The 21,181-nt window shown below is 50.3% G+C and carries 18 protein-coding genes; 15 read left to right on the plus strand and 3 right to left on the minus strand.

Annotated features, from left to right (window positions below):
- Positions 1 to 62 precede the first annotated feature (62 nt).
- The 4 genes from ACYVEA_RS07270 to ACYVEA_RS07285 all read left to right on the plus strand — a co-directional run bounded on the left by ACYVEA_RS07270 (position 63) and on the right by ACYVEA_RS07285 (position 4,313).
- Complete coding sequence (locus ACYVEA_RS07270; RefSeq protein WP_461112702.1) at positions 63 to 776, plus strand: gluconate 2-dehydrogenase subunit 3 family protein; 714 nt, start codon at positions 63 to 65, stop codon at positions 774 to 776.
- Between the two features lie 102 nt (positions 777 to 878).
- A complete protein-coding gene (locus tag ACYVEA_RS07275) occupies positions 879 to 2,597 on the plus strand; it encodes a GMC oxidoreductase (protein ID WP_461112703.1) in 1,719 nt (572 codons plus the stop codon).
- A 22-nt stretch (positions 2,598 to 2,619) separates the two neighbouring features.
- Entirely contained in the window at positions 2,620 to 3,267 is a 648-nt protein-coding gene (locus ACYVEA_RS07280) for a Uma2 family endonuclease (RefSeq protein ID WP_461112704.1), read from the plus strand.
- 113 nt (positions 3,268 to 3,380) lie between these two features.
- Complete coding sequence (locus ACYVEA_RS07285; protein ID WP_461112705.1) at positions 3,381 to 4,313, plus strand: NAD(P)/FAD-dependent oxidoreductase; 933 nt, start codon at positions 3,381 to 3,383, stop codon at positions 4,311 to 4,313.
- Positions 4,314 to 4,506: 193 nt separating this feature from the next.
- Here ACYVEA_RS07285 and ACYVEA_RS07290 read toward each other — a convergent pair whose 3' ends face one another.
- Positions 4,507 to 4,962, minus strand: coding sequence for a hypothetical protein (locus ACYVEA_RS07290; protein ID WP_461112706.1), 456 nt, complete (start codon positions 4,960 to 4,962; stop codon positions 4,507 to 4,509).
- 85 nt (positions 4,963 to 5,047) lie between these two features.
- Here ACYVEA_RS07290 and ACYVEA_RS07295 point away from each other — a divergent pair, with 85 nt between their 5' ends.
- From ACYVEA_RS07295 to ACYVEA_RS07315, 5 genes are all read left to right on the plus strand, one after another.
- Positions 5,048 to 6,844 (plus strand): family 43 glycosylhydrolase, encoded by a 1,797-nt coding sequence (locus ACYVEA_RS07295; protein WP_461112968.1) that lies wholly within the window; start codon positions 5,048 to 5,050, stop codon positions 6,842 to 6,844.
- A gap of 250 nt (positions 6,845 to 7,094) precedes the next feature.
- Positions 7,095 to 7,565 (plus strand): IS200/IS605 family transposase, encoded by a 471-nt coding sequence (gene tnpA / locus ACYVEA_RS07300; RefSeq protein WP_461112707.1) that lies wholly within the window; start codon positions 7,095 to 7,097, stop codon positions 7,563 to 7,565.
- A gap of 4 nt (positions 7,566 to 7,569) precedes the next feature.
- Positions 7,570 to 8,127 (plus strand): GNAT family N-acetyltransferase, encoded by a 558-nt coding sequence (locus ACYVEA_RS07305; RefSeq protein WP_461112708.1) that lies wholly within the window; start codon positions 7,570 to 7,572, stop codon positions 8,125 to 8,127.
- 67 nt (positions 8,128 to 8,194) lie between these two features.
- Positions 8,195 to 9,442 carry an MFS transporter gene (locus ACYVEA_RS07310; protein ID WP_461112709.1) on the plus strand — a complete coding sequence of 416 codons (1,248 nt, stop codon included), beginning with the start codon at positions 8,195 to 8,197 and terminating at the stop codon, positions 9,440 to 9,442.
- Between the two features lie 30 nt (positions 9,443 to 9,472).
- Positions 9,473 to 10,012 (plus strand): hypothetical protein, encoded by a 540-nt coding sequence (locus tag ACYVEA_RS07315; protein ID WP_461112710.1) that lies wholly within the window; start codon positions 9,473 to 9,475, stop codon positions 10,010 to 10,012.
- A gap of 6 nt (positions 10,013 to 10,018) precedes the next feature.
- Here the strand turns inward: ACYVEA_RS07315 and ACYVEA_RS07320 are convergent, their stop codons facing one another.
- Positions 10,019 to 13,582, minus strand: coding sequence for a carboxypeptidase regulatory-like domain-containing protein (locus tag ACYVEA_RS07320; RefSeq protein WP_461112711.1), 3,564 nt, complete (start codon positions 13,580 to 13,582; stop codon positions 10,019 to 10,021).
- 188 nt (positions 13,583 to 13,770) lie between these two features.
- On the opposite strand from ACYVEA_RS07320, the gene ACYVEA_RS07325 reads away from it, so the two are divergent.
- The 5 genes from ACYVEA_RS07325 to ACYVEA_RS07345 all read left to right on the plus strand — a co-directional run bounded on the left by ACYVEA_RS07325 (position 13,771) and on the right by ACYVEA_RS07345 (position 19,618).
- On the plus strand, positions 13,771 to 14,166 hold the full coding sequence (locus ACYVEA_RS07325; RefSeq protein WP_461112712.1) for a GxxExxY protein: 396 nt from the start codon (positions 13,771 to 13,773) through the stop codon (positions 14,164 to 14,166).
- 91 nt (positions 14,167 to 14,257) lie between these two features.
- A complete protein-coding gene (locus ACYVEA_RS07330; RefSeq protein ID WP_461112713.1) occupies positions 14,258 to 15,229 on the plus strand; it encodes an aldo/keto reductase in 972 nt (323 codons plus the stop codon).
- Positions 15,230 to 15,368: 139 nt separating this feature from the next.
- Positions 15,369 to 16,052 carry a response regulator transcription factor gene (locus ACYVEA_RS07335; protein WP_461112714.1) on the plus strand — a complete coding sequence of 228 codons (684 nt, stop codon included), beginning with the start codon at positions 15,369 to 15,371 and terminating at the stop codon, positions 16,050 to 16,052.
- The gene (locus ACYVEA_RS07340; RefSeq protein WP_461112715.1) at positions 16,049 to 17,320 is read left to right on the plus strand and encodes a sensor histidine kinase; all 1,272 of its coding nucleotides are present in this window, start codon (positions 16,049 to 16,051) and stop codon (positions 17,318 to 17,320) included. The genes ACYVEA_RS07335 and ACYVEA_RS07340 overlap by 4 nt, the downstream gene beginning before the upstream one ends.
- Positions 17,321 to 17,428: 108 nt before the next feature.
- A complete protein-coding gene (locus ACYVEA_RS07345; RefSeq protein ID WP_461112716.1) occupies positions 17,429 to 19,618 on the plus strand; it encodes a TonB-dependent receptor in 2,190 nt (729 codons plus the stop codon).
- Between the two features lie 70 nt (positions 19,619 to 19,688).
- On the opposite strand, the gene ACYVEA_RS07350 is transcribed toward ACYVEA_RS07345, so the two are convergent.
- The gene (locus ACYVEA_RS07350) at positions 19,689 to 20,408 is read right to left on the minus strand and encodes an SDR family oxidoreductase (RefSeq protein ID WP_461112717.1); all 720 of its coding nucleotides are present in this window, start codon (positions 20,406 to 20,408) and stop codon (positions 19,689 to 19,691) included.
- Positions 20,409 to 20,721: 313 nt separating this feature from the next.
- Here ACYVEA_RS07350 and ACYVEA_RS07355 point away from each other — a divergent pair, with 313 nt between their 5' ends.
- Positions 20,722 to 21,090, plus strand: a complete 369-nt coding sequence (locus ACYVEA_RS07355; RefSeq protein WP_461112718.1) for a hypothetical protein — start codon at positions 20,722 to 20,724, stop codon at positions 21,088 to 21,090.
- Positions 21,091 to 21,181 lie beyond the last annotated feature (91 nt).

A 21,181-nucleotide genomic window follows, 5' to 3' on the forward strand; every position in this document is an offset into this window, starting at 1 on the left:
CATGATAAATCGGTCTCCATTATCAGAACGTAGCCCGGTCAACGCGTTTTTATCAAGTTACTATGAAACGTAGAGAAGCCATTCTTCAGGTAGCCCTCACGATGGGCAGCGCGCTTTCGGCACCAACGATGGCGTCAATTCTTGAGGGGTATCAACCCCATCGAGTTGGGAAGCGTATGCCATCAACCTTCGCCTTGCGGGCTGACCAGACAGCTTTGCTTGATGAAATCACCGAAGTGATCATGCCCGCTACGTCGACGCCGGGTGCCAAAGAAGCCAACGTTGCATCGACTATTCAGTTGATCCTCAAAGATTGCTACAAGCCAGCCCAGCAGGAACACTTTCGAAAGGGCCTGGACGCCGTTGAGGCAGAAAGCCGGAAGGCGTATAGCAAATCATTTGTTGACTTATCGATTGAGCAGAAAACGGCTATTCTCAAGCAGTTTGAGCAAATGGCAAAAACGGAAGCGAAGGAACATCCTAAACGGCAGGAAAAACTGGCCAAAGATCCTGAAACCAATCTGGGCGCGTTTGCCCCCGCCGGTAGCGATCAGACCGAAGCCAAGCTGGTAGATGCCGAAACGGGCGTTGTCGCAAAAGATGCGGAGAAAAACGCTCCGCTAACCCCATTTTTCAAACTGGTAAAAGAGCTGACTATTCTGGGGTATTTCAGTTCCGAAATCGGCTGCACTCAGGCATTGGCCTACGTACCCATTCCGGGTCGTTATGAAGGCGTTGTCAAACTGAAAGACGGACAAAAAGCGTGGGCCACGTAACACTTAGTCGATAGCCGTTAGTCAAGCGTCGCTAGAGACTGGCCATAAACTAACAAAACTATTGTTTAACCCCTATCGACCCTTGACTAACGACTAACATCCATGAACCTCAATCTCGACGCTAAAAAAGGGATGACCTATGACGCCATCGTCGTAGGCTCCGGTATATCGGGTGGCTGGGCCGCCAAAGAACTGACTCAGAAAGGCCTGAAGGTTCTGATGCTGGAACGTGGGCCCGACCTGAAGCACGTAACAGATTATCCTACGGCGATGAAAGCCCCCTGGGAGTTTCCACACCGGGGTAAAATCGAACTTTGGGCCGCTGAAGAATACTGGGCCAATGCGCGCTCCGGCGGGAAACCCGGCGAAGATCAGCGGCATATGTTCACTAAAGATGTTGATGTGCCTTACATCGAAAAGCGGCCGTACGACTGGATTCGTGCGTATCATCTGGGTGGCCGATCGCTCGTGTGGGGGCGACAAAGTTACCGGCTCAACGAACGGGACTTCACGGCTAACCTCGAAGACGGTCACGGAGTCGACTGGCCAATTCGATACAAGGATCTGGCACCCTGGTATTCTTACGTCGAGAAATTTGCGGGTGTTTCGGGAAATCGCGATGGGCTGGCGGTTTTGCCTGATGGCGAATTTGTGCCGCCTATGCAGATGAACAGTATTGAACTACTGGCGAAAGCGGGCATTGAAAAGAACTTCAAGAATCGCCATCTGGTGATCGGTCGCCCGGCCATTATTTCGGTCGCGCAGAAAGTCCATACCGACGTAGGCCGGGCGTCGTGCCAATTCCGAAACTTATGCGTGCGCGGTTGTCCGTTCGGTGCCTATTTCAGCACCCAATCCGCTACGTTGCCAGCCGCCGTAAAAACGGGTAACCTAACCGTTATTACGGATAAGATTGCGTACCAGGTTATTTACGACGAGCAGAAAAATAAAGCCACTGGCGTTCGAGTCATCGACCAGAACACAAAACAAACGCAGGAGTATCACGCTAAAATCATTTTCCTGAACGCATCGACGATGAACACAGCCTGGATTATGATGCAATCAACCTCCAAGCGTTTCCCAAACGGCCTTGGTAATGATTCGGACCAGTTGGGCCGAAATCTGATGGACCATCATTTAGGGGCCGGAGCATCAGGAGAGTTCGAGGGTTTACAGGATATGTACTATTTCGGTCGGCGGGGCAACGGGATTTACATTCCCCGCTTTGCCAACTGGGGCGACGATAAGCGAAAAGATTTTGTGCGGGGATTTGGTTATCAGGGCCGGGGTGCCCGTCAGGACTGGGTGGCCGGCGCAACTAAAGATGGGTTTGGCCCGGAATTTAAAGACAACCTCACCAAGCCCGGTCGCTGGGAATTTAATATCGGTGGCTTTGGCGAAACATTGCCTGATCCAAGCAATCGAATGCGTCTTTCCGACAAGAAAGACAAGTGGGGTCTGCCCATCATTGAGTTCGATGCCGCCTGGGGCGACAACACGATCGGCATGCGCAAAGCGATGATGAACGATGCCGCTGAAATGCTGGAAGCGGCTGGTCTGAAGAACGTTAAGACACGTAACGACAACACAAAAAATCAGGGCATTGGCATTCACGAAATGGGGGCAGCGCGCATGGGCCGCGATCCGAAAACGTCGGTGCTGAACTCCTGGAATCAAGTATGGGGTGCAAAGAACGTATTTGTCACAGACGGTGCCGCCATGGTTTCCTCCTCCTGCGTAAACCCCTCGCTGACCTACATGGCCCTGACCGCCCGCGCAGCCGCCCATGCTGTAGGCGAGTTGAAGCGCATGAATTTGTAGTATCTTGCTTAAAAATCCACGTATGCAGGCCGTAACACAACAGCAACCTCGTAAGCGACGCAACCCAGGCTCTGCCCAGAAGCAGCCGCCGGTTGCCCTGGAATCGCTGGTATATGAAATGCTTGACGGACGTCCGCTGTATTATCTCGGCTATGAAGACGTACTGGCAGGCAAAAAATTGCCAGAAGACATTATGGGTTCCAGTTCCTTGCAGTGGGTACTTGTTTCTTACTTTATGTGTATTATGATTCGTCAGTTAGATGAAAAAAAATACTGGTTCGCATCGAATGAAGCCGGTGTTCATATTGATCACCGCAATAATCTTTCGCACGATGTCGCTATTTATGACCGGAACGTACTGACGCCGGATAAGATCAATACGCAATACGTTAGTGTTCCCGCTAAAGTAGCCATTGAAATTGATGTGAAAGCCGACATATCGAAAGTCGCTGATTTTAATTACATCAACCGTAAAACGAAAAAGCTACTCGACTTCGGTTCTGATAAAGTCATCTGGGTTTTCAGCAGTTCGCAACAGGTGATGGTGGCCGAACGTAACGCTGATGCCTGGCTCACAATGGATTGGCACCGTGACCTGGAACTTCTGGACGGTCAATATTTCAATATTGGCCGATACCTTGAGGAAGAGGGAATTGAGGTAAACCTTTGATTTTTAAACCAAAGCCAGAAAATCTCTATGGACAAAAAGAGGCTTTATTTATAAATGCAACAGCGTTGCATTTATAAATAAAGCCTCTACCTTTGCTGCAAACAATCCGTATTATGCAGCAGACAAATCCATTCGACGTCATTATTATAGGAGGCAGTTATGCCGGGTTAAGTGCAGCCATGACATTGGGGCGGTCGTTACGAAACGTTCTTGTCATTGATAATGGCAAACCCTGTAATCGGCAGACGCCCCATTCGCATAATTTTCTGACGCGCGACGGCGAAACACCCGCTACTATTTCGGCCATCGCCAAAGAGCAAGTCCTTCAATATCCAACCGTTTCTTTCCTGAATGATTTAGTAACCAACGCTTACGCTGGATCGAGCGGTTTTGTGATAAAAACGGCAACCGGTCAACAGATTGACACAAAGAAATTAGTATTGGCAACCGGTGTCGAAGATCTAATGCCGACCATTCCTGGTTTCGCAGCATGCTGGGGACGTTCGGTGCTGCATTGTCCATATTGTCACGGCTACGAAGTTCATGGTCAGCGGCTTGGAATTCTGGCATACGGCGACACGGCCTACGAAATGGTGCGGCATATTCAGCACTGGAGCCCTACGATGACGCTCTTCACAAATGGTCCCTCCGGCCTCACCTCCGACCAGCGGCAGGTGCTCGATCAACTCGATATTCCAATCCTCGAAACCGAAATAGCGGCTATTGAGCATGAGAACGGGCAATTAAAAAATCTGCGTTTTACGGATGGATCTGCTTATGAATTAGACGCCATTTTCAGCCGGGTTGCGTTTCGGCAACATTCCGATTTAGCGAACCAACTAGGCTGCGACCACACCGAATCGGGTTTAATTAAAGTTGCCGAGTTCGGTCAAACCAACGTAGCGGGCGTCTATGCTGCGGGCGACACTAGTTCACCCATGCGCCAGGTGTCACTAGCCGTAGTGAAAGGAAATCTGGCTGGTGTCTGGATAAATCGTGAACTGATTGACGAGGATTTGGCCGTTCGTTTACAACTTGGCGTTTAACACTAGCCGTTTATGCTGTAGCCACTATCCTGATAGCCAGTCGCGGCTAGCTTCCAGGATAGTGGCCCAGAAAAATGGGTAGACAATACGTTCGGATTCGTCAATAAAAGAGCGTATGAATACCAAAACGTTCATACGACAGCATGAAGACTGAACAGGCTGATGAAGAAAGTCGGCAAGCTGACCAATCAGGCTAACGACGTTTCAGCCATGTATACACGCCCGCCGTTACCAGCCCACCGACCAGATACCAGCCGATCGTCATAGCTGCCGTAGCCGGGGTTCGGCTTGTGGGGGCGGTTCCTAACCCCATCGGGCCGGGAAGACCAACGGCTCCTACACCAGCGGCCAACCCAAGCGCACTCCCTGCCAGCAGGGCATGCTTCGGTTTGGCCAGGCCCACCAGACTATAATACAGGGCGTTAGAAACAATGTCGCTGCCTAATGTCCAGGTATAAAGGGCATCGCCGGTGGGTGGTTCCTCACCCACTTTTTTCACCATCTTTTTGATAGCCCGCTCGCCCACAATATCAACGCGGGGAGCCTCATCAATAAATTGCCGGACGGTTTCATGTAGGATATTCAGGGCGCAGGCACCGGCCAGTCCGCTGCCCAGTGATTGCAAAATCGTTTTGTTTATATTAGCCATAGCTGCTTAACTTGTGAGCCTGTGCAAATGTTAATTACCCTACCTAAACACTTGCTATTCTGTGAAATTCCTGACCTTATTTCTTCTGATAATCTATACGGTAAGTCCTGTTGTTCAGGCGCAGCAACAAGTGACCGCCCGTACGTATTGCAACCCGATGGACATCAGCTATCGGTATAATTTTGAGCAACTGAACGAGAAAATATCCTACCGGTCCGGGGCCGACCCGGTTATCGTTAACCACAAGCATGAGTACTATCTGTTCGTCACGATTCAGGGCGGCTGGTGGCACTCCAAAGATCTAGTCAACTGGAACTACATCGTCCCCGACAAATGGCCTATGGAAGATATGTGCGCTCCAGCTGCCTTGTCGGTTCGCGATACGTTGTATTTGTTTCAATCCACCTTTGAACAAAGACCTATTTTTTATTCTACCGAACCCGAAAAGGGGAAGCTGAAATTCTATAACCGCTGGTTGCCACGACTGCCCAAAGACATTGGCCCCTGGGACCCGGCCCTGTTTCACGACGACGATACCGACAAGTGGTATATGTACTGGGGCTCATCGAACGTTTATCCACTTTTTGGTGCCGAGTTGGATAAAAAGCGCAACCTGACGTATGCGGGCAATAATCCGGCCGAAGCCTACAAAGCTATGCTCTGGCTTGACCCCTACAAACACGGATGGGAACGCTTCGGCCCGAATCACTCCGACCCCTTCAAACCATTCACCGAAGGCGCCTGGATGACTAAGTACAAGGGTAAATATTACCTGCAATACGGCGCCCCCGGCACTGAGTACAACGTTTATGGCAACGGTACGTATGTCGGCAAAGATCCGTTGGGGCCGTTCGAATATGCACCCTACAATCCGGTTGCTTACAAGCCGGGGGGCTTTGCCACGGGCTGCGGACATGGCAATACGTTCCAGGATAATTTCGGTAACTATTGGAACACGGGCACCACCTGGATTGGCTATAACTGGGGGATGGAACGGCGAATCGTGATGAATCCGGCTGGTTTCGACAAGGACGACCAGATGTTTGCCAACACCCGTTTCGGGGATTTTCCGCATTACCTACCAACCAAAAAAATAGCTAGCCAGAGCGGTACGGACAGCGATGCACTTTTCACTGGCTGGATGCTGCTGAACTACAAAAAACCCGTTGTCGCGTCATCCACCTTATCCATTCCTACGGATACGATGCGGGTTGCCGCCAATGTAGTGGATGAAAACCCACGTACCTTCTGGGTGGCGGCTCATAACAAACCGGGTGAAACGCTAACGTCTGACCTGGGCGCCGAGCGGGAAATCCGGGCGGTTCAGGTCGACTACATTGACTACAAGCAAACCGTGTATGACTCCGACTCAACGGTTTATACGCAGTTCAAAATCCTGACCTCAACCGATAACAAAAAGTGGGCCGTAGTGGCCGACCTCACCAAAGAACCCAAACGCGACCGGGCCTCCGCTTACGTCGAACTGAGCAAGCCTGTACGGGCGCGCTACGTTCGGTATGAGCACGTATACGTAGCGGGTTCGCATCTGGCAATCAACGCCTTTCGCGTGTTCGGCAATGGATCGGGTAAAGCCCCCGCAACGCCTGCTACGTTAACCGCCAAACGGCAAAAAGACCAGCGCAACGCCGATCTTTCCTGGAGTAAAGTGCCCGGCGCGGTGGGCTACAATATTCGCTGGGGCATTGCGCCCGACAAGCTCTATCAGAACTACCAGTTCTGGAACGACGAACCCAATACGTTTGAACTACGGGCCTTAAACGTTGGTGTCCCGTATTACTTCGCCATCGAAGCCTTCGACGAAAATGGCGTATCGGTATTGAGTAAAGTCGTGGACGATGGTTCGGGCTTGGGTAAGCCTTAACATGACATACACTCTAACCCCAAGTTGCACTTGGGGATATCTATAGTCAACCCCTTCGGGGTTAAGTAATATAGCATGAAACCCCGAAGGAGTTGACTATGGATAACCGTATACGTAGTGTACGGATTACGCAGATCTCGCGATACCGATACCAGGGCACGTACTACCAGAGTACGCGCTACACAGCACACATACTACCACAACGCCGTATGTGTTGACTATCACTGATCCTATACGTAGCTTACACCCTATGAGTTATCGCCAAATTTTATACCACACTGTTTTTGGAACAAAATACCGAAAATCCACTATTGAAGAAGCTAATTGTAATGAACTGTATCAATACATCTGGGGCGTCATTAAAGATAAAAACTGCAAGCTATTCAGAATAAATGGTGTCGAAGATTATATCCATATATTGAGCGATTTGCATCCTTCCATTGCGTTAGCTGATTTCGTAAAAGACATCAAAGTCGGTAGTTCGCTCTGGATGAAAGCCAGTGGTCTATTTCCGCATTTTGAAGGATGGGCCGAAGGCTATGGTGCGTTTACGTATTCGATCAAAGAGCGCGACCGGGTTATCAACTATATCAAAAAGCAGAAAGAACACCATCGACAGGTAACATTCAACGACGAATACAGAACCTTGCTGGAAGAACACGGCATTGCATACGATGAAAACATTTATTCACCTAACTCCGAAGGAGTTGACTATCGATAACCGTATGCGCAGCCTACGGGATGCCTGCTACGTATACAGATTTGACGAAGACATGACGTTTACTTTCCGAAACGACCAGCCTGATCTGGCGATTAACATACTACGTGAAGTTGGCCAATGGCTGGCAGAAAACGACCGCGAACTTTGGGAGGTTGATACCCTTACCCCGGAGAATTTACTGGATCAATACACAACGAATAATCTGTACGTTATGTACGCTGACAGACAGGATGGCACAACGCCAGAGCCCGCTGCGGTTTTCATTCTGCAATGGGAGGACCCGCTTTTCTGGCCCGACGTACCAGCCAATACATCCGGTTTTATTCACAAATTAGCTATTCGACGGCCTTTTAATGGGCAAAATCTGTTTGCTGCTATCCTGGATTTCAGCCGGGACGAGTGCCTGAAACGAGGCATTAAAACCCTGCAACTTGAAACCGATGCAACGCGGTCCAAGCTTATGCAATTTTATGAGCGATATGGTTTCCAGCCAACGTATCAACGAGCTATGGAGGAATTTGGTCAGTCGTTTCTTTCTCAGTTTTATGTCTTGCCGCTTTAAAATGGCGAACCGTATGCATGGGACAACGTTATAGTATAGTCCCATTAGCCTGGTAACCCGTTCATCCATGCCAAACCGTCGGCCCGTCCGCGACTATCGTCTGCTTCATATTTACGCTATTATCTTCATTGACGTGGTCGTTGGCTCGGCGGTAGGGCCAATTTTGCCGGAGTTCGTGAAAGGATTAGAGTGGCCTCAATTATGGCTTTCCGTCGGTACGGCGCTGTTTTTGGGGATGCAGTTATTTTCGGCTCCGCTGCTGGGAAAACTCTCCGATGGTTATGGACGTCGACCCATTTTTATTGTCTCGGCCGTTGGCACGTTCCTGGCCGATTGTTTGCTGCTGCCCGTTCGCGTTGGCTACTATTTTGCCAATCGGATCAGTGATGGCACAACAAATGGCATGTATGCTACAGTCCGGTCGGCCATCACAGACATTTCTCCCAAAGAGGAGCTGTTTAAAAATCTTGGCATTGAAGGGGCCATTCTGTCGCTCGGCTTTGTCATCGGTCCGGCTATATCGGGCCTATTATTAACCCTATTTGACGTAGTGCAGGGGAACCAGGCCAAAGTCGTAGCTATTATGGCCGTCACGCTGTCGGGCCTGAATATGATTCTGAGCTGGACCCTTCGCGAAACGCATCCGAACCCACCCGGTGTAGAGGCTGCTGTCCTGAAGAATGAACTGGTGCAATCCATTAATATAAATACCCTTTGGACGCGTTTATTAGCCAAAAACCGTCAGTATCCAGGCTTAAAACAGTTGGTACTGATGCAATTAGGCTTAACTCTGAGCATCGGCTATTATTTCTATTTCGTCACGTTCGCCAGCTTCGGTGAATTAAAAATGGATGCCAAAGCCATTTCGTATTTTTTCATGTATTTCGGCGCACTGGGTGTCATTATCAGCTATGTGTTTTACACCTACATTGCCGACCACATCAATCAACGCCGGGCTATTTTCTGGTTTGCGCTGCTGGGTGTACCTGTGTTGATTGGCTACGGCCTGGTGGGGTCGTCGATGGTCTGGCTATATATTCTGATCACGATTGATTGCCTGACGTTTTCACTCATTCAGGGCTTGATTGAAGGCCTGATGGCGCAACTGACAACGGATGAGGATCGTGGTGAAATATTCGGCATCAACCAGGCTCTTCAGGGATTGGCCAGTTTTGTCACAACACTCATTTTCGGGGGGTTAGCACTGCTCGACTTACGTTTACCGTTCGGGTGGTTCGCGGCTTGTCTGGCCGCTGTTGCTTGGCTGGCCTGGGAACGACTGCCAGCCAAGCTTGCAAACACCCGGCCAATGTAGTAGCTTTAAAGTATTTCCAAGCTAGTCTTCATGCGCTCATTTTTAGCATTGACTTTATTGACAATCAGTACGTTAATCGGTTGTCAACGGGATTCCAATCCACAACCTGAGCCCGTGCAGTACACCGTACCGGCGGAGGTTGAGCCGTTTATTCAAGCCTTTCGAGACGAGGCTCAGAAGCGAAACAACGCTGTTTCGACGGCTAATCTGATCATCACTTTCGGCACGACACAAAGCGGGGATGTGTGTGGCCAGTGCCTACTGCAAAACGGAAAAACACCCCGCATTACCCTGAACAATGATGCATTCTGCTGGCAGCAAGCCAATCAGTATGAGCGCGAATGCCTTGTTTTCCATGAACTGGGTCATTGCCTGCTGAAGCGGGAGCATAATACAAATCGGTTTTCCAATGGCGCTTTTACTAGCCTGATGAACCCCGATAATGTGGATGTATATGCTACGTGTCGCTATCCGATTGGTGGGGATGAGTGTGACAAGCGCCCGCGCCGAGACTATTATATCGACGAGCTTTTTGATCCCGCTACACCCACACCCGCCTGGGGTAAATAAGCCTCGTTATTGCACACGAAACAGCTTTACGCCCACCACTGGCCGACCGTCGGTAGTGATGCCCTGCACGGTCACACGTAGGGTTCTCACCACATCCGACAAAGGGAACGTCACCTGACTACGCCCCTGGCCATCGGTCTGCATAACGGGTTTCCAGTACAATACGTCCCGACGATCAACGCGTGTTGATGCAGTAGTCTGTGCTTCACTGGCCTGATCGGGTTCGTAGCGCGGTACATAAAACTCTCGCATAACTGACGAATAACCAATGAGTTGCACAGACTTCATGCCTGCTTTTTGGTTAGGCGACGGCTGGTCCTGGCGGAACCGTTTAGAGTAAAAAGCAATCACTCCATTGCCCCCACGAACGCCATAGATTCCAGCCGTTCCCGCATTTTTCAGTACTTCGATCCGCTCAACATCTCCCGGATTAAAGCTCAGTAAGGCGGTCCCCTCCGGGTCCTGAATGGGTACCCCATCCAGCAAAAACAGCGCTTGTGGACTACCAACCAGGGTACCCATTCCACGAATAACCACCTGATAACCACCCGTTGTCATCTGAGATACGCTTACCCCCGCCACCCGGCCCCGGATCATTTCGTAGAGATTAGTAAACCGGGGGGATTTATCATCAAACATCAACGTAGCATCAGCTCCATTATGGAGACTTCTTTGCCGAATGTCGTCTGGCCGTTCGTCATATTTTCTGGCACGAACCGTAACTTCCTTCAATAGTTTGGCGGTTTTGTCGCGATACAGGTCAGCATCGGCTTCCTGACGCACTTTAACGGCCTCCAGTTGCGCCTGTAAAGCCGTCCAGTTCGGCAACCCATTGATTGTATCCGGGTCCCATGAACTCCCCGGGCCTTCCAGAACGTAGTGCGCGTCTTTGTCCTGCATATCTTTCAATTGCCGATCAGTGAGTTGCGTCATCAGGCTCATGGTATCGGCAATGGTGAGGCCCGCCAATCGAAACCGACCCTTTTCATCAGTCCCCGCCGACCGCACAAAGGACTGGCCGGGCGCGGTAGACGCCACAATAATCTGCGCGCCAGCTATCGGTTGGTTTTTTGGATCCAGCACGCGCCCCATCATCGACACGCCCCCGAGCAGCTCAGTAGAAGGCGTTCCCCGCACCCGTCGCCAGCCCTGCGTCAGTAGCAGGTCATCCAGCGCTCGGCGCGTTTCGGGCAGGCTGTTTCTGAAATAAACCCCAGGCTGCTCAACGCGTCCTCTAAGTTCGCCCGTCAGCAATAGATGCGTCTGAATAGTCGCTTCAGCGGTATCTTCCGGAACTTGCTCAGCATCCGTAATGGAGGCCGACAGCGCTGCTACCGTCGGTTGGCCATCATCGTTCAAATTGAAACTCATGACAACCTGCCCGCGGGGTTGATAGCGTGGTTTATTAACTGCCATCAGCACGCGAACGGGCGGCAGGCGCTCCGGCAAAAAAACCAGCCGTTCGGCCTGCGGGCGGGCAGCGGCATCGTATAATGTTAGCTGATGGAGGCCGGAAGGCAGGGTAGCCACGGGCAAACTAATACGGGCGACACCGTTCTGTAGCAAGATTTTATGCTGACCAACCAACCGACCCTGCTGTTGAATCAGCACATAAGCCGAATCTTTTGCAGGGCGGTTAGTTCCCGTTATGGCTAAAGCCAGTTGGTTGGTTTCACTGACCACGTCGGCCGATAGCAATAATCCTTCGGTTTCGACTGGGGGCAATTGAGCCGTTCCCGACAAGCGGTGACGATGTTCGGGGTGAACGCTCAATGCCTGTGCACGATACGTATGGCCTGCTGCGGGCGTCATCACGACGCTAGCCATACCAAACGGGCTGGTGGTGAAACGCGCGACCTCAATGCCTGCGTCATCAAGAATACTACCAATCGCAGATAGGCCATGTCCATTGGGCGCTACGACTTTTATACCTAAACGGGATGGCAAACCCGCTACCCAACGACCACCTTCGGGCAGTACCTGCACATCCAACGGTTTCCGGGTTGTGTCGGGCAAGATATTGGACGTACCGCGAAGCAGGTTATATACCGCTATAGATCGCTCAAAAGCAGGTCCATGCTGTCCATCGTCCTCATCCGTGTAGGCACGCAACCGATACGTACCGGAAGCCAGCGAATCCGAGAGCCGGAAATTACCCGTTGCCCGACCGTCCGTTAGTCGCAGCCACTGGTGCTGAACGAGCGTCCCGGTAGATGTCAGTAAATCTACATGAATAGCGGTTTCACCAACTGGCCGACGATTCGTAGCGGCATCGAGCAGGTACGTACTAAGCCACAGGCGATCACCCGTAGCGTAGAACGGTTTGTCGATGTGAACAAATAAAACCGGAGCCAGATCATGAAATCGGTCGTTAAAAGCCGTCGCAATTCGGCCCAGCCGGGCATCGGGCGGCAAGAGCTTACCCTGCGTCGCTATGGGGGCATTGACGGTTGGATTAGCCTCAGGCTGAATCGGTTTCCAGTCGGCAGGCAGCATGGTCGACAGGCGGTCATCAGCCAGCGAACCCTGTATTTCGACACCAAATGGCATCGTAATTGTGCCGTCAACCGTAAGCTGCATCTGCTTGTTGGGTAATTGAATCTGCGAATAGGCGTATCGGGCATCCGTATAGGGCGAGTAACTCGACACACCATTGGTGTAAAAAACCACCAGTGGCCGTTCCGACACGAGCCGTCGTTCGAAAGGCAATCGTCCCGGCAGAATCAATTCGTTAAGCTTAAGCGGCACTAAATGCCCATTTAAAGAGCCTGTCAGGGTGGCGTGGTTATTAATACTCCGGGCGATTGGCACAGCCATATTTTCCTGATAGACCAGAAATCCCTCGCGCTCATACGTACTGTCGATCAGACTGGCCATCAAATGCCGGGTCGACCCTCTGTAAGCTGCCAGGCGGTTCCGTCGAAATCGGTTAGCCTGCCGATCATCGGCTGGTTTTAGCTCCTCAAAACGCGTTGTGCCCGCGTAGTACACTTTCTGAAACGTACCGTCAAAATACAGGAGGTCATACCAGATTTTGTAGCCCAGCGCATGATTTTCAATAACGATCGGTTCGGTGGCGGTGGCGGTCAGATGCCCTTTCTCTTCATGGAAACTGAGTGCATCACTATTCAGGATCTCGCACTGGCCGCCAAAGGGTTCGCCGAGCAGTTGTTTTTTAAACTGCTTGAGGTGTTGCTGCCATTTTTTGGGATTTCCGCGAACCGTTACGGTAGCCAGTGTCTGATCGCCGGGTTTCAGGCGAAAATTGGCGGTTTTGGCCTGAGTATCATCCATGCGAAGGGTAAGCCGCTGCGGTTGATAGCCGACAAACGAGGCCACAACTTCAACCGTACCGAGCGGCACACCACTTAACGAAAAATGGCCCTGCTCATTGGTCGTCGTGCCGTGCGTACTGCCGTTCAGATAAACGTTGGCAAACGGCATGGGCTTACCGGTAGTCGCTTCGGTAACGTAACCGGAAAGCGTAACGGTCGTCTGGGCATACGCGAATGGCCCAAGCCAGCCCATCAGACAGGCAATCAACCAACCGATAGCATGCCGACAGTTCATTGATAATCAGCCGTTAGTTCGCTATTTTAAAAGGCAAAATATAAGTGATTTTACTCATGATCGCTGTAGGATATGTAAGCAAGCCTTGTTTTTAATTGAACACAGAGACACAAAGAACACAGAGATAAGTCATATGAAAAAACTTTGTGTTCTTTGTGTCTCTGTGTTCAATCTAAAATCCCGTAACTATGAATGAAATAGGCTACAACAGGCTCAGCAATAAAATTATAAGTGCTTGTATTGAGGTACATCGCGAACTGGGACCTGGGCTACTAGAAAGTGTTTATGAGGAATGTCTCACCCACGAATTACGTAGTATGGGATTATATGTAGAACGACAGGTTGAGATTCCCGTTATGTACAAAGGAATAGAAACGAACAAAACGTTTTTCATGGATTTAGTGGTTGAGGATGTAATTGTCTTGGAACTGAAAGCAGTAGAAAATCTGCTTCCTATTCACGAAGTACAAACCGTCACCTATCTACGTTTAGCAGATAAAAGGTTAGGATTACTTATCAACTTCAATGTGCCACTAATGAGCCAAGGTATTCGTCGAAAAATTAATGGCAACTTAAATCAATAAAAATAGATTGAACACAGAGGCACAGAGGTCACAGAAAAAAACGTAAAACTTTGTGTTCTTTGTAGCTCTGTGTTCAAATAAACCCTATCTCATGAATTATCGCACATTCGGCCGCACGGGCTGGGAAGTTTCTGAAATTGGTTACGGCATGTGGGGGCTGGCGGGATGGACCGGCTCCGACAAACAGGAAGTGCTACGTGCCCTCCAGCGCTCCGTTGAACTGGGCTGCAATTTTTTCGATACCGCCTGGGCTTACGGCGATGGCGTCAGCGAAGAAATTTTGAATCAACTACTAAAAGACAACAGCGATAAGCAATTATACGCGGCCACCAAAATTCCGCCCAAAAACCGGCAGTGGCCGTCGAAACGGGACTCCAAGCTGGCCGACGTATTTCCAGGGGATTACATTGTGGAATACACCGAAAAAAGCCTGAAAAACCTCGGCGTCGAAACGATTGATTTGCAGCAATTCCACGTATGGGAAGATGCCTGGGCCGATCAGGATGAGTGGCAGGAAGCGGTGACGAAACTGACCCGGCAAGGCAAGGTACGGGCGTGGGGAATCTCTGTAAATCGCTGGGAGCCGGACAATAGCCTGAATACGCTACGTACTGGCCTGATCGATGCCGTACAGGTGATCTACAACATCTTCGACCAGAATCCCGAAGATCATCTGTTTCCACTTTGCCACAAACTGAATCTGGGTGTCATTGCCCGCGTACCCTTCGATGAAGGAACGCTGACTGGTACGCTCACCAAAGAGACAACCTTCCCGGCCAGTGACTGGCGTTCAACCTATTTTGTGCCCGAAAATCTTAACAGCAGCGTTGAGCACGCCGAAGCACTACGTCCGCTTATTCCGGCAGGTATGACAATGGCCGAAATGGCTCTGCGGTTCATTTTGAGTAACCCCGACGTTCATACGACCATTCCCGGTATGCGCCAGATCCGTAACGTTGAAGCGAACATCGCGGCCAGTGATGGAAGCGGCTTATTGCCCGAATTACTACACGAATTAAAAGATCACCGCTGGGACCGAACACCCACCGAGTGGAGTCAATAGGTTAATGTATGGTATACGGTTTATGGTTTACGGCGGTCCGTCGCTACGTTGGGCTGACCGGTGCAGCATGAGGGTGCTGACGCGCCAGCCCAATGTAGCGACGGACCGCCGTAAGCCGAATACTGTAACCTATAAGCCAATGAAAGTTCTCTTAATCGAAGACGAACCTGCGTTGCAAACGGCCGTCAGGAAATACCTGGAAGGTGAAGGTTACACCGTTACACCGGCGGATACGTATCAGCAGGGAGCCGAAAAAGCGCATGATTACGACTACGATTGCATAGTGATCGACTTGATGCTGCCCGACGGTAGCGGGCTTGATCTGGTTCGGGACTTGAAACGTCGGCAGTCAACGGTGGGCATTATTGTTGTAACGGCGAAAGATGCTCTTTCCGACAAACTTACCGGTCTCGACGCTGGAGCCGACGACTACCTGACAAAGCCCTTTCACCTGCCCGAACTCAACGCCCGGCTCCGGTCGGTACTACGTCGGCGGCTTTTTGGCGGACAGGCCAAAGTGATCGCGGGTACGCTTACGCTCTGGCCCGATCAGCAGCGAGTAAGCGTTCGCGACAATGATATTAAACTGACGGGTAAGGAGTATGAATTACTGTTGTTCCTGGTTATCAACGCCGAACGACTGCTCTCCAAATCGGCCATTGCCGAACACGTCTGGGGTGACGCCATGGATGCCACCGACTCGCACGAGTTTCTATATACGCACGTCAAAAATTTACGCCGGAAACTTATCGCGGCCGGTTGTCCCGATTATATTCAGACCCGTTATGGAGCAGGATACGTTTTTTCAACCCGAACGCCATGAGTCTATTTAGTCAGACAGCCCGCTATTTACTGCTAACGGCGCTTGCGATTGCCCTGATAGGTGCCGTCGGCTTTTACACGCTCATTCACCGAAAAATTCGACACGAGGTAGACGAAATTCTGACAAGTCAGGTTAAACAAACGGAACTTCGGCTACAAAAATTACCGGTCAACAACGTATCGGATTGGGACGATAATCCACGTATTGAGCGTGTGATGACGCCGATACGTTCCAAATTCTCTGACTTGACAATCCGGGATTCATTAGGGGATAATCAGCCAATTCCAATACGTCAACTGCAGACTACCGTATCGGCGAAGGGCCAGATTTATCTGATCACCGTCCAGCTGCCGTATTACGAATTCAATGAACTATCGCGGGAAATGTCCGTGGGCGTCATTGTTGGCTTTTTACTACTGATGGCGTTGTCGGTTATCATTGGTTTAGGGTTATCACGCAGGCTGTGGCGACCATTTTACTCAACGATTGATCAACTCGGGAGTTTCCGGCTCGATGAGGCAAGTGGGTCTACATTTCCAGAAAGTAGCATCAAGGAATTCCGTTTGCTGGGGCGCTCACTGAATGAATTGACGCAGAAACTAGGTCGCCAGTTTTCATTGCAGAAACAGTTTACTGAAAATGCGTCGCACGAACTGCAAACGCCACTAGCGGTGGCATCGGCCGAGTTAGAACTGCTTCTGCAATCTGAACATCTGACCGAAGCTGATCACACACATCTGCAACACATTACAGATGCGCTCGGCCGCATGAGTCAATTGAATCGCTCATTACTCTTGCTTACTCAGGTCGAAAACGATCAATTCGCCAGGGAAGACGTACTGAATTTAAGTGAATTACTCAATCAGTATGTGAATGACTATAAGCCGTTTTTTGAGCATAAAAATATGACTGTCAGGCGAAATATTTCGCCTGATGTATACCTTCAAATGAATCGGCAACTGCCCATCGTCCTACTGACTAACTTACTAAAAAATGCGGCCCGGCATGGAATAAATGAAGGCTGCGTTAGTATCGAGCTAACGGCTGATGCACTCACCATTCAGAATACAGGCAACTCATTACCGTTTGCGGATAATCTATTATTTAAGCGCTTTGTAAAAGATCCCGCCCGCCCCGACTCAACGGGTTTAGGCCTGGCGCTAGTCAAGCAGATCTGCGATCGCTACAGCTTACCGCTAACGTATCAATATGATGCTGACCAGGGAAACCATTCGTTTCAGGTTGGTTTACTTCAGCCAAGGGCGTAACTCGTCAGGAAGAATTTTCCGTAGCTGAGCACCTTTCTTGGCCGGAAACTACTTCTTCAAATTCTCTCCATAATTCATCCCGAAACTTGCTGACAAATGCTGTAAGTGATGAAAAATCTATTTCTCGTTAGTCTGTTCATGCTGGTTATCGCGCGAGTGTTCGGCCAAACCAATCGTATCATTCGGGTTGAGGACAGCCTGACGCACGAATCCATTATTGGGGCTACAATCCGTACATCTATCAAACCAGTCATTGGCGCTGTTACCGACGTTAACGGTGTGGCTCGACTTAACAACCTACCTGCTGATGCCAAAGCCTTAACGGTTAGCGCTGTGGGTTACGAAACCGAATCATTTCCCATAACCGCTACGTCCGACACGCTCGTTTTTCGACTTAAATCAGCCAATGAGGCCATTGACGAAGTGACGGTAACGGCGACCCGTACCAACTCTCGCATTGAGGATTTACCTATCAAAGTTGAGGTATTGGGTCAGGAAGATATGGACGAAGAAAGTGCCGTTGTGCCAGGCAATGTGAGCAGTATTCTGGGGGATATTTCAATTATTCACATCCAGCGAACGTCGGCGGTGAACGGCAACCAGGCCATCCGGATGCAGGGGCTCGATCCAAAATACACGCAGATTTTACGGGATGGATTACCACTCTACGAAGGTTTTTCGGGTAATCTAGGCGTGTTGCAAATTCCACCGCTGGATTTGAAGCAGATTGAAATCGTTAAAGGCTCCGTTTCAACGCTCTACGGCGGTGGCGCCATCGGCGGGATGATTAACATTGTGTCTAAATCACCTACCTCCGAGACGCCCGAATTTACGGCCTTGCTCAACCATTCGAATCTGAAAGAAACCAATCTAAACGCCTACTATTCACAGAGATATGGCAAAACGGGCTTGACCTTGTTCAGTGGTTATACAAATCAGCAGGCGGTAGATGTAACAGGGGATGGCTTTACGGATAGCCCTCAAATTAAGCAGTTCAACTTTCACCCGCGTTTTTTCTGGAATCCTACGGATCATACCAAACTTAACATTGGATACGCCTTCACGAACGAGCATCGCGAAGGTGGCTACTTGCCCGCTCTCGAAGGTACGCAGCCCAATACGTATCGAAACATCACGGACCTGCAACGGCACACAGTCGATTTTAACGCCAGCCACAATACGTCAGAAACTAATGCAGTAACGTTTAAAGGCGCCGTCAGTACGTTCCATCGCCAGAATACCGATTACCAAAAACTATCCGACGGACGCCAATCGTCGGTTTATCTGGAAGCCAATGATCTGACCCGGTTCGGGAAACAGCAGCTCATCGTCGGTGCGAACCTGACCGTCGAAGCATTCCGTAAAAATCCTGATAGTACCCGACTGGTGGATTACACTTACAGCACAATTGGTGCCTTCGTGCAGGACGACTGGCAGGTGGGGGAAAAAGTGGCCATACAAGCCGGATTGCGCGTTGACCACCACAATACGTTCGGCAACTTCCTGCTGCCCCGATCGTCAGTAAAACTCAAACCATCCGAACCCTGGACAGTGCGACTAAGCGTTGGAACGGGTTACAAAACGCCGAATCTATTTGTAAACCAGACGCCCGGCGCTCTAAACGTCAGCCTGATTTTTCCGCGTCTGCTGCCCATCGACGCAGCAACCGTGAAGGCTGAAAAATCGGTGGGCGCGAACGTCGACATTGCGTACGCTAAATCGTTTGAAAGTGGCTTCTCCGTTCAGGTCGATCAGGCGTTTTATTATACCTACGTCAACACGCCGGTTGTATCGGCGTTTGCCAGTACGTCGAGTAATCTGGGAGCCTATACGCAACTGATCAACGCCCCCTATAACCTGTTCAGCGTAGGCACAGACACCTACGTTCGGCTGGAATACAAAGCCTACGAATTGTATTTTGGCTACAACCACACCCTCGCCCGACGAGACGGACCGACTGATAATACGTATCTGCCGCTTGCTCCACAGGACAAATTCTCGACGACGGTAGCCTGGGAAAACAAGCATTTCCGCTTTGGTATCGAAACCAGCTACGTAGGCACGCAATACCTCTATAACAACCAGAAGGCAGCCAATTACTGGTTCTTCGCCGGAGCCGCTGAATACCACTACAATGATCAATGGCGACTGGTGCTTAACGCCGAAAACCTGTTCAACGTCAAACAGGCCAACTACGAAACCGTCGTAAGTGGCCCCATCAATCAACCTACTTTTCGACCAATCTGGGCACCATTGGAAGGACGCATTGTAAACGTAGCGTTGAAGTACACGTTGTAAAAAATGATGAATTATAAATGATGAATGATTAGACTCCAAAATCATTCATCATTTATAATTCATCATTCAATTAATACTCCTGCTCTAGTGGATGCACCATGAACTCGTCGATAACGACGTGGGCGGGACGGCTGACGATGAACAGCATGGACTCGGCCATGTCTTCGTTTTTAAGCCAGTTTTGGGAGGATTCCGCACCGGGTTTGTTGTGAAAATGGGAATCAACCAGCCCCGAATAGACGCCCGTCACTTTGATGCCAAAGGGCCGGACTTCCTTACGTAGCGCGCCCATGAACGCTTCCTGCGCGTACTTGCTGGCGGTATAGAGCGAGCCACCGGCGAAAGTACGTTTCGCCACGTCGGAGGCCACGACAACGATATGTCCTGACCCTTGCGCCTTCAACGTTGGTAGCGCAGCTTTGGTCAGCAGGAACGTACCTTTTACATTAGTGGCCATTACGTCATCCCACTCACTGACAGAAATTTCCTCTACGTTTTTGAAGATGCCGAAACCCGCGTTGTTGATCACGACGTCGATACGGTTGAATTGATCGAGAGCGGTTTGCACCACGGCGGCCATGTCAGCTTCATTCGAAACGTCGCCCGGTACGGCTATGATTTTGCCGCGCGTATGTCCTTCGGCGGCTTCCTTTTCGAGTTGTTTCAGCTCCTCGGCGTTGCGGGCTGTAACAACGACATTAGCGCCATGTGCGGCCAGAAGCAGAGCCGTTGCCCGGCCAATGCCGCGCGATGCGCCGGAAATTATGATGGTTTTATTTTCTACAGTCATGGCATTAGTTTGAAAACCGAATTATCGGCCCAGCACAAAGGTCGCAAAGGATAGCGCAAAGTTCGCCAAGAAGTTGCGGGTTCATGACCTTCGATGTATTGGTATTATCTCTGCTCTTATCGGCCTTTACCAAACTGAAACCTAGTTTTGGCTTTCTATTCTTGTACTATTCAACCCATGAGTAGTAAAATTTATAGCTAACGGAAAATAGATTTTTAGATTTACCTAAAAACACGCAACTTGTGCTGACAAATACGTAGTACTTTTGTAAAAATGTTTGTGTCCTGATAATCAACCAGTAGCAAACAAAAAGATGATTGATTGGCTTCAAATACATCGACTTCGGTTGGCTCGTGTGCTGCTTGGCCTGTTCCTGGCTATGTGGCTCAACGGGGTTGTATTTCGCCATGCCCACCGCTTAGTCGATGGCCGGCTGATCGTTCACGCTCACCCCTACTGGCCTTTCGGCAAAGGGCCGATTCTCCCTAATAATCACACAGCTCAAGAGATTTTGCTGCTGGACTTAGCGGCTCATGTCCCTATTGTTGTCAGTGCTTTTTTTGCGTTTCTTTTTCTGTTACGTAGTCGCCAGTCAGTCGTTTTTCGGTTCACTGAGCGGCCTTTTCGGGCTGTTTCCCCCTTCCGCTGCTTCTCGCACCGCGGCCCGCCCGTCGTTTGGTAATTTCCTGATTTGCTTACACTGGCGTACACGCTGGTGATCAATTCTGCATGCCATCAGAGCGGCCAACTCCTGGTACACGCTTCTGCTGGTA

The sequence above is a fragment of the Spirosoma jeollabukense genome, from assembly GCF_054777855.1.

Bases quoted from the DNA above. Each gene is read 5' to 3' on its own strand.
- ACYVEA_RS07345 (WP_461112716.1), top strand. From the start codon at position 17,429: ATGAAAAATCTATTTCTCGTTAGTCTGTTCATGCTGGTTATCGCGCGA.
- tnpA (WP_461112707.1), top strand. From the start codon at position 7,095: ATGAGTTATCGCCAAATTTTATACCACACTGTTTTTGGAACAAAATAC.
- ACYVEA_RS07335 (WP_461112714.1), top strand. From the start codon at position 15,369: ATGAAAGTTCTCTTAATCGAAGACGAACCTGCGTTGCAAACGGCCGTC.
- ACYVEA_RS07325 (WP_461112712.1), top strand. From the start codon at position 13,771: ATGAATGAAATAGGCTACAACAGGCTCAGCAATAAAATTATAAGTGCT.
- ACYVEA_RS07310 (WP_461112709.1), top strand. From the start codon at position 8,195: ATGCCAAACCGTCGGCCCGTCCGCGACTATCGTCTGCTTCATATTTAC.
- ACYVEA_RS07340 (WP_461112715.1), top strand. From the start codon at position 16,049: ATGAGTCTATTTAGTCAGACAGCCCGCTATTTACTGCTAACGGCGCTT.
- ACYVEA_RS07290 (WP_461112706.1), bottom strand. From the start codon at position 4,962: ATGGCTAATATAAACAAAACGATTTTGCAATCACTGGGCAGCGGACTG.
- ACYVEA_RS07280 (WP_461112704.1), top strand. From the start codon at position 2,620: ATGCAGGCCGTAACACAACAGCAACCTCGTAAGCGACGCAACCCAGGC.
- ACYVEA_RS07285 (WP_461112705.1), top strand. From the start codon at position 3,381: ATGCAGCAGACAAATCCATTCGACGTCATTATTATAGGAGGCAGTTAT.
- ACYVEA_RS07275 (WP_461112703.1), top strand. From the start codon at position 879: ATGAACCTCAATCTCGACGCTAAAAAAGGGATGACCTATGACGCCATC.
- ACYVEA_RS07270 (WP_461112702.1), top strand. From the start codon at position 63: ATGAAACGTAGAGAAGCCATTCTTCAGGTAGCCCTCACGATGGGCAGC.
- ACYVEA_RS07350 (WP_461112717.1), bottom strand. From the start codon at position 20,408: ATGACTGTAGAAAATAAAACCATCATAATTTCCGGCGCATCGCGCGGC.
- ACYVEA_RS07355 (WP_461112718.1), top strand. From the start codon at position 20,722: ATGATTGATTGGCTTCAAATACATCGACTTCGGTTGGCTCGTGTGCTG.
- ACYVEA_RS07315 (WP_461112710.1), top strand. From the start codon at position 9,473: ATGCGCTCATTTTTAGCATTGACTTTATTGACAATCAGTACGTTAATC.
- ACYVEA_RS07330 (WP_461112713.1), top strand. From the start codon at position 14,258: ATGAATTATCGCACATTCGGCCGCACGGGCTGGGAAGTTTCTGAAATT.
- ACYVEA_RS07305 (WP_461112708.1), top strand. From the start codon at position 7,570: ATGCGCAGCCTACGGGATGCCTGCTACGTATACAGATTTGACGAAGAC.
- ACYVEA_RS07320 (WP_461112711.1), bottom strand. From the start codon at position 13,582: ATGAACTGTCGGCATGCTATCGGTTGGTTGATTGCCTGTCTGATGGGC.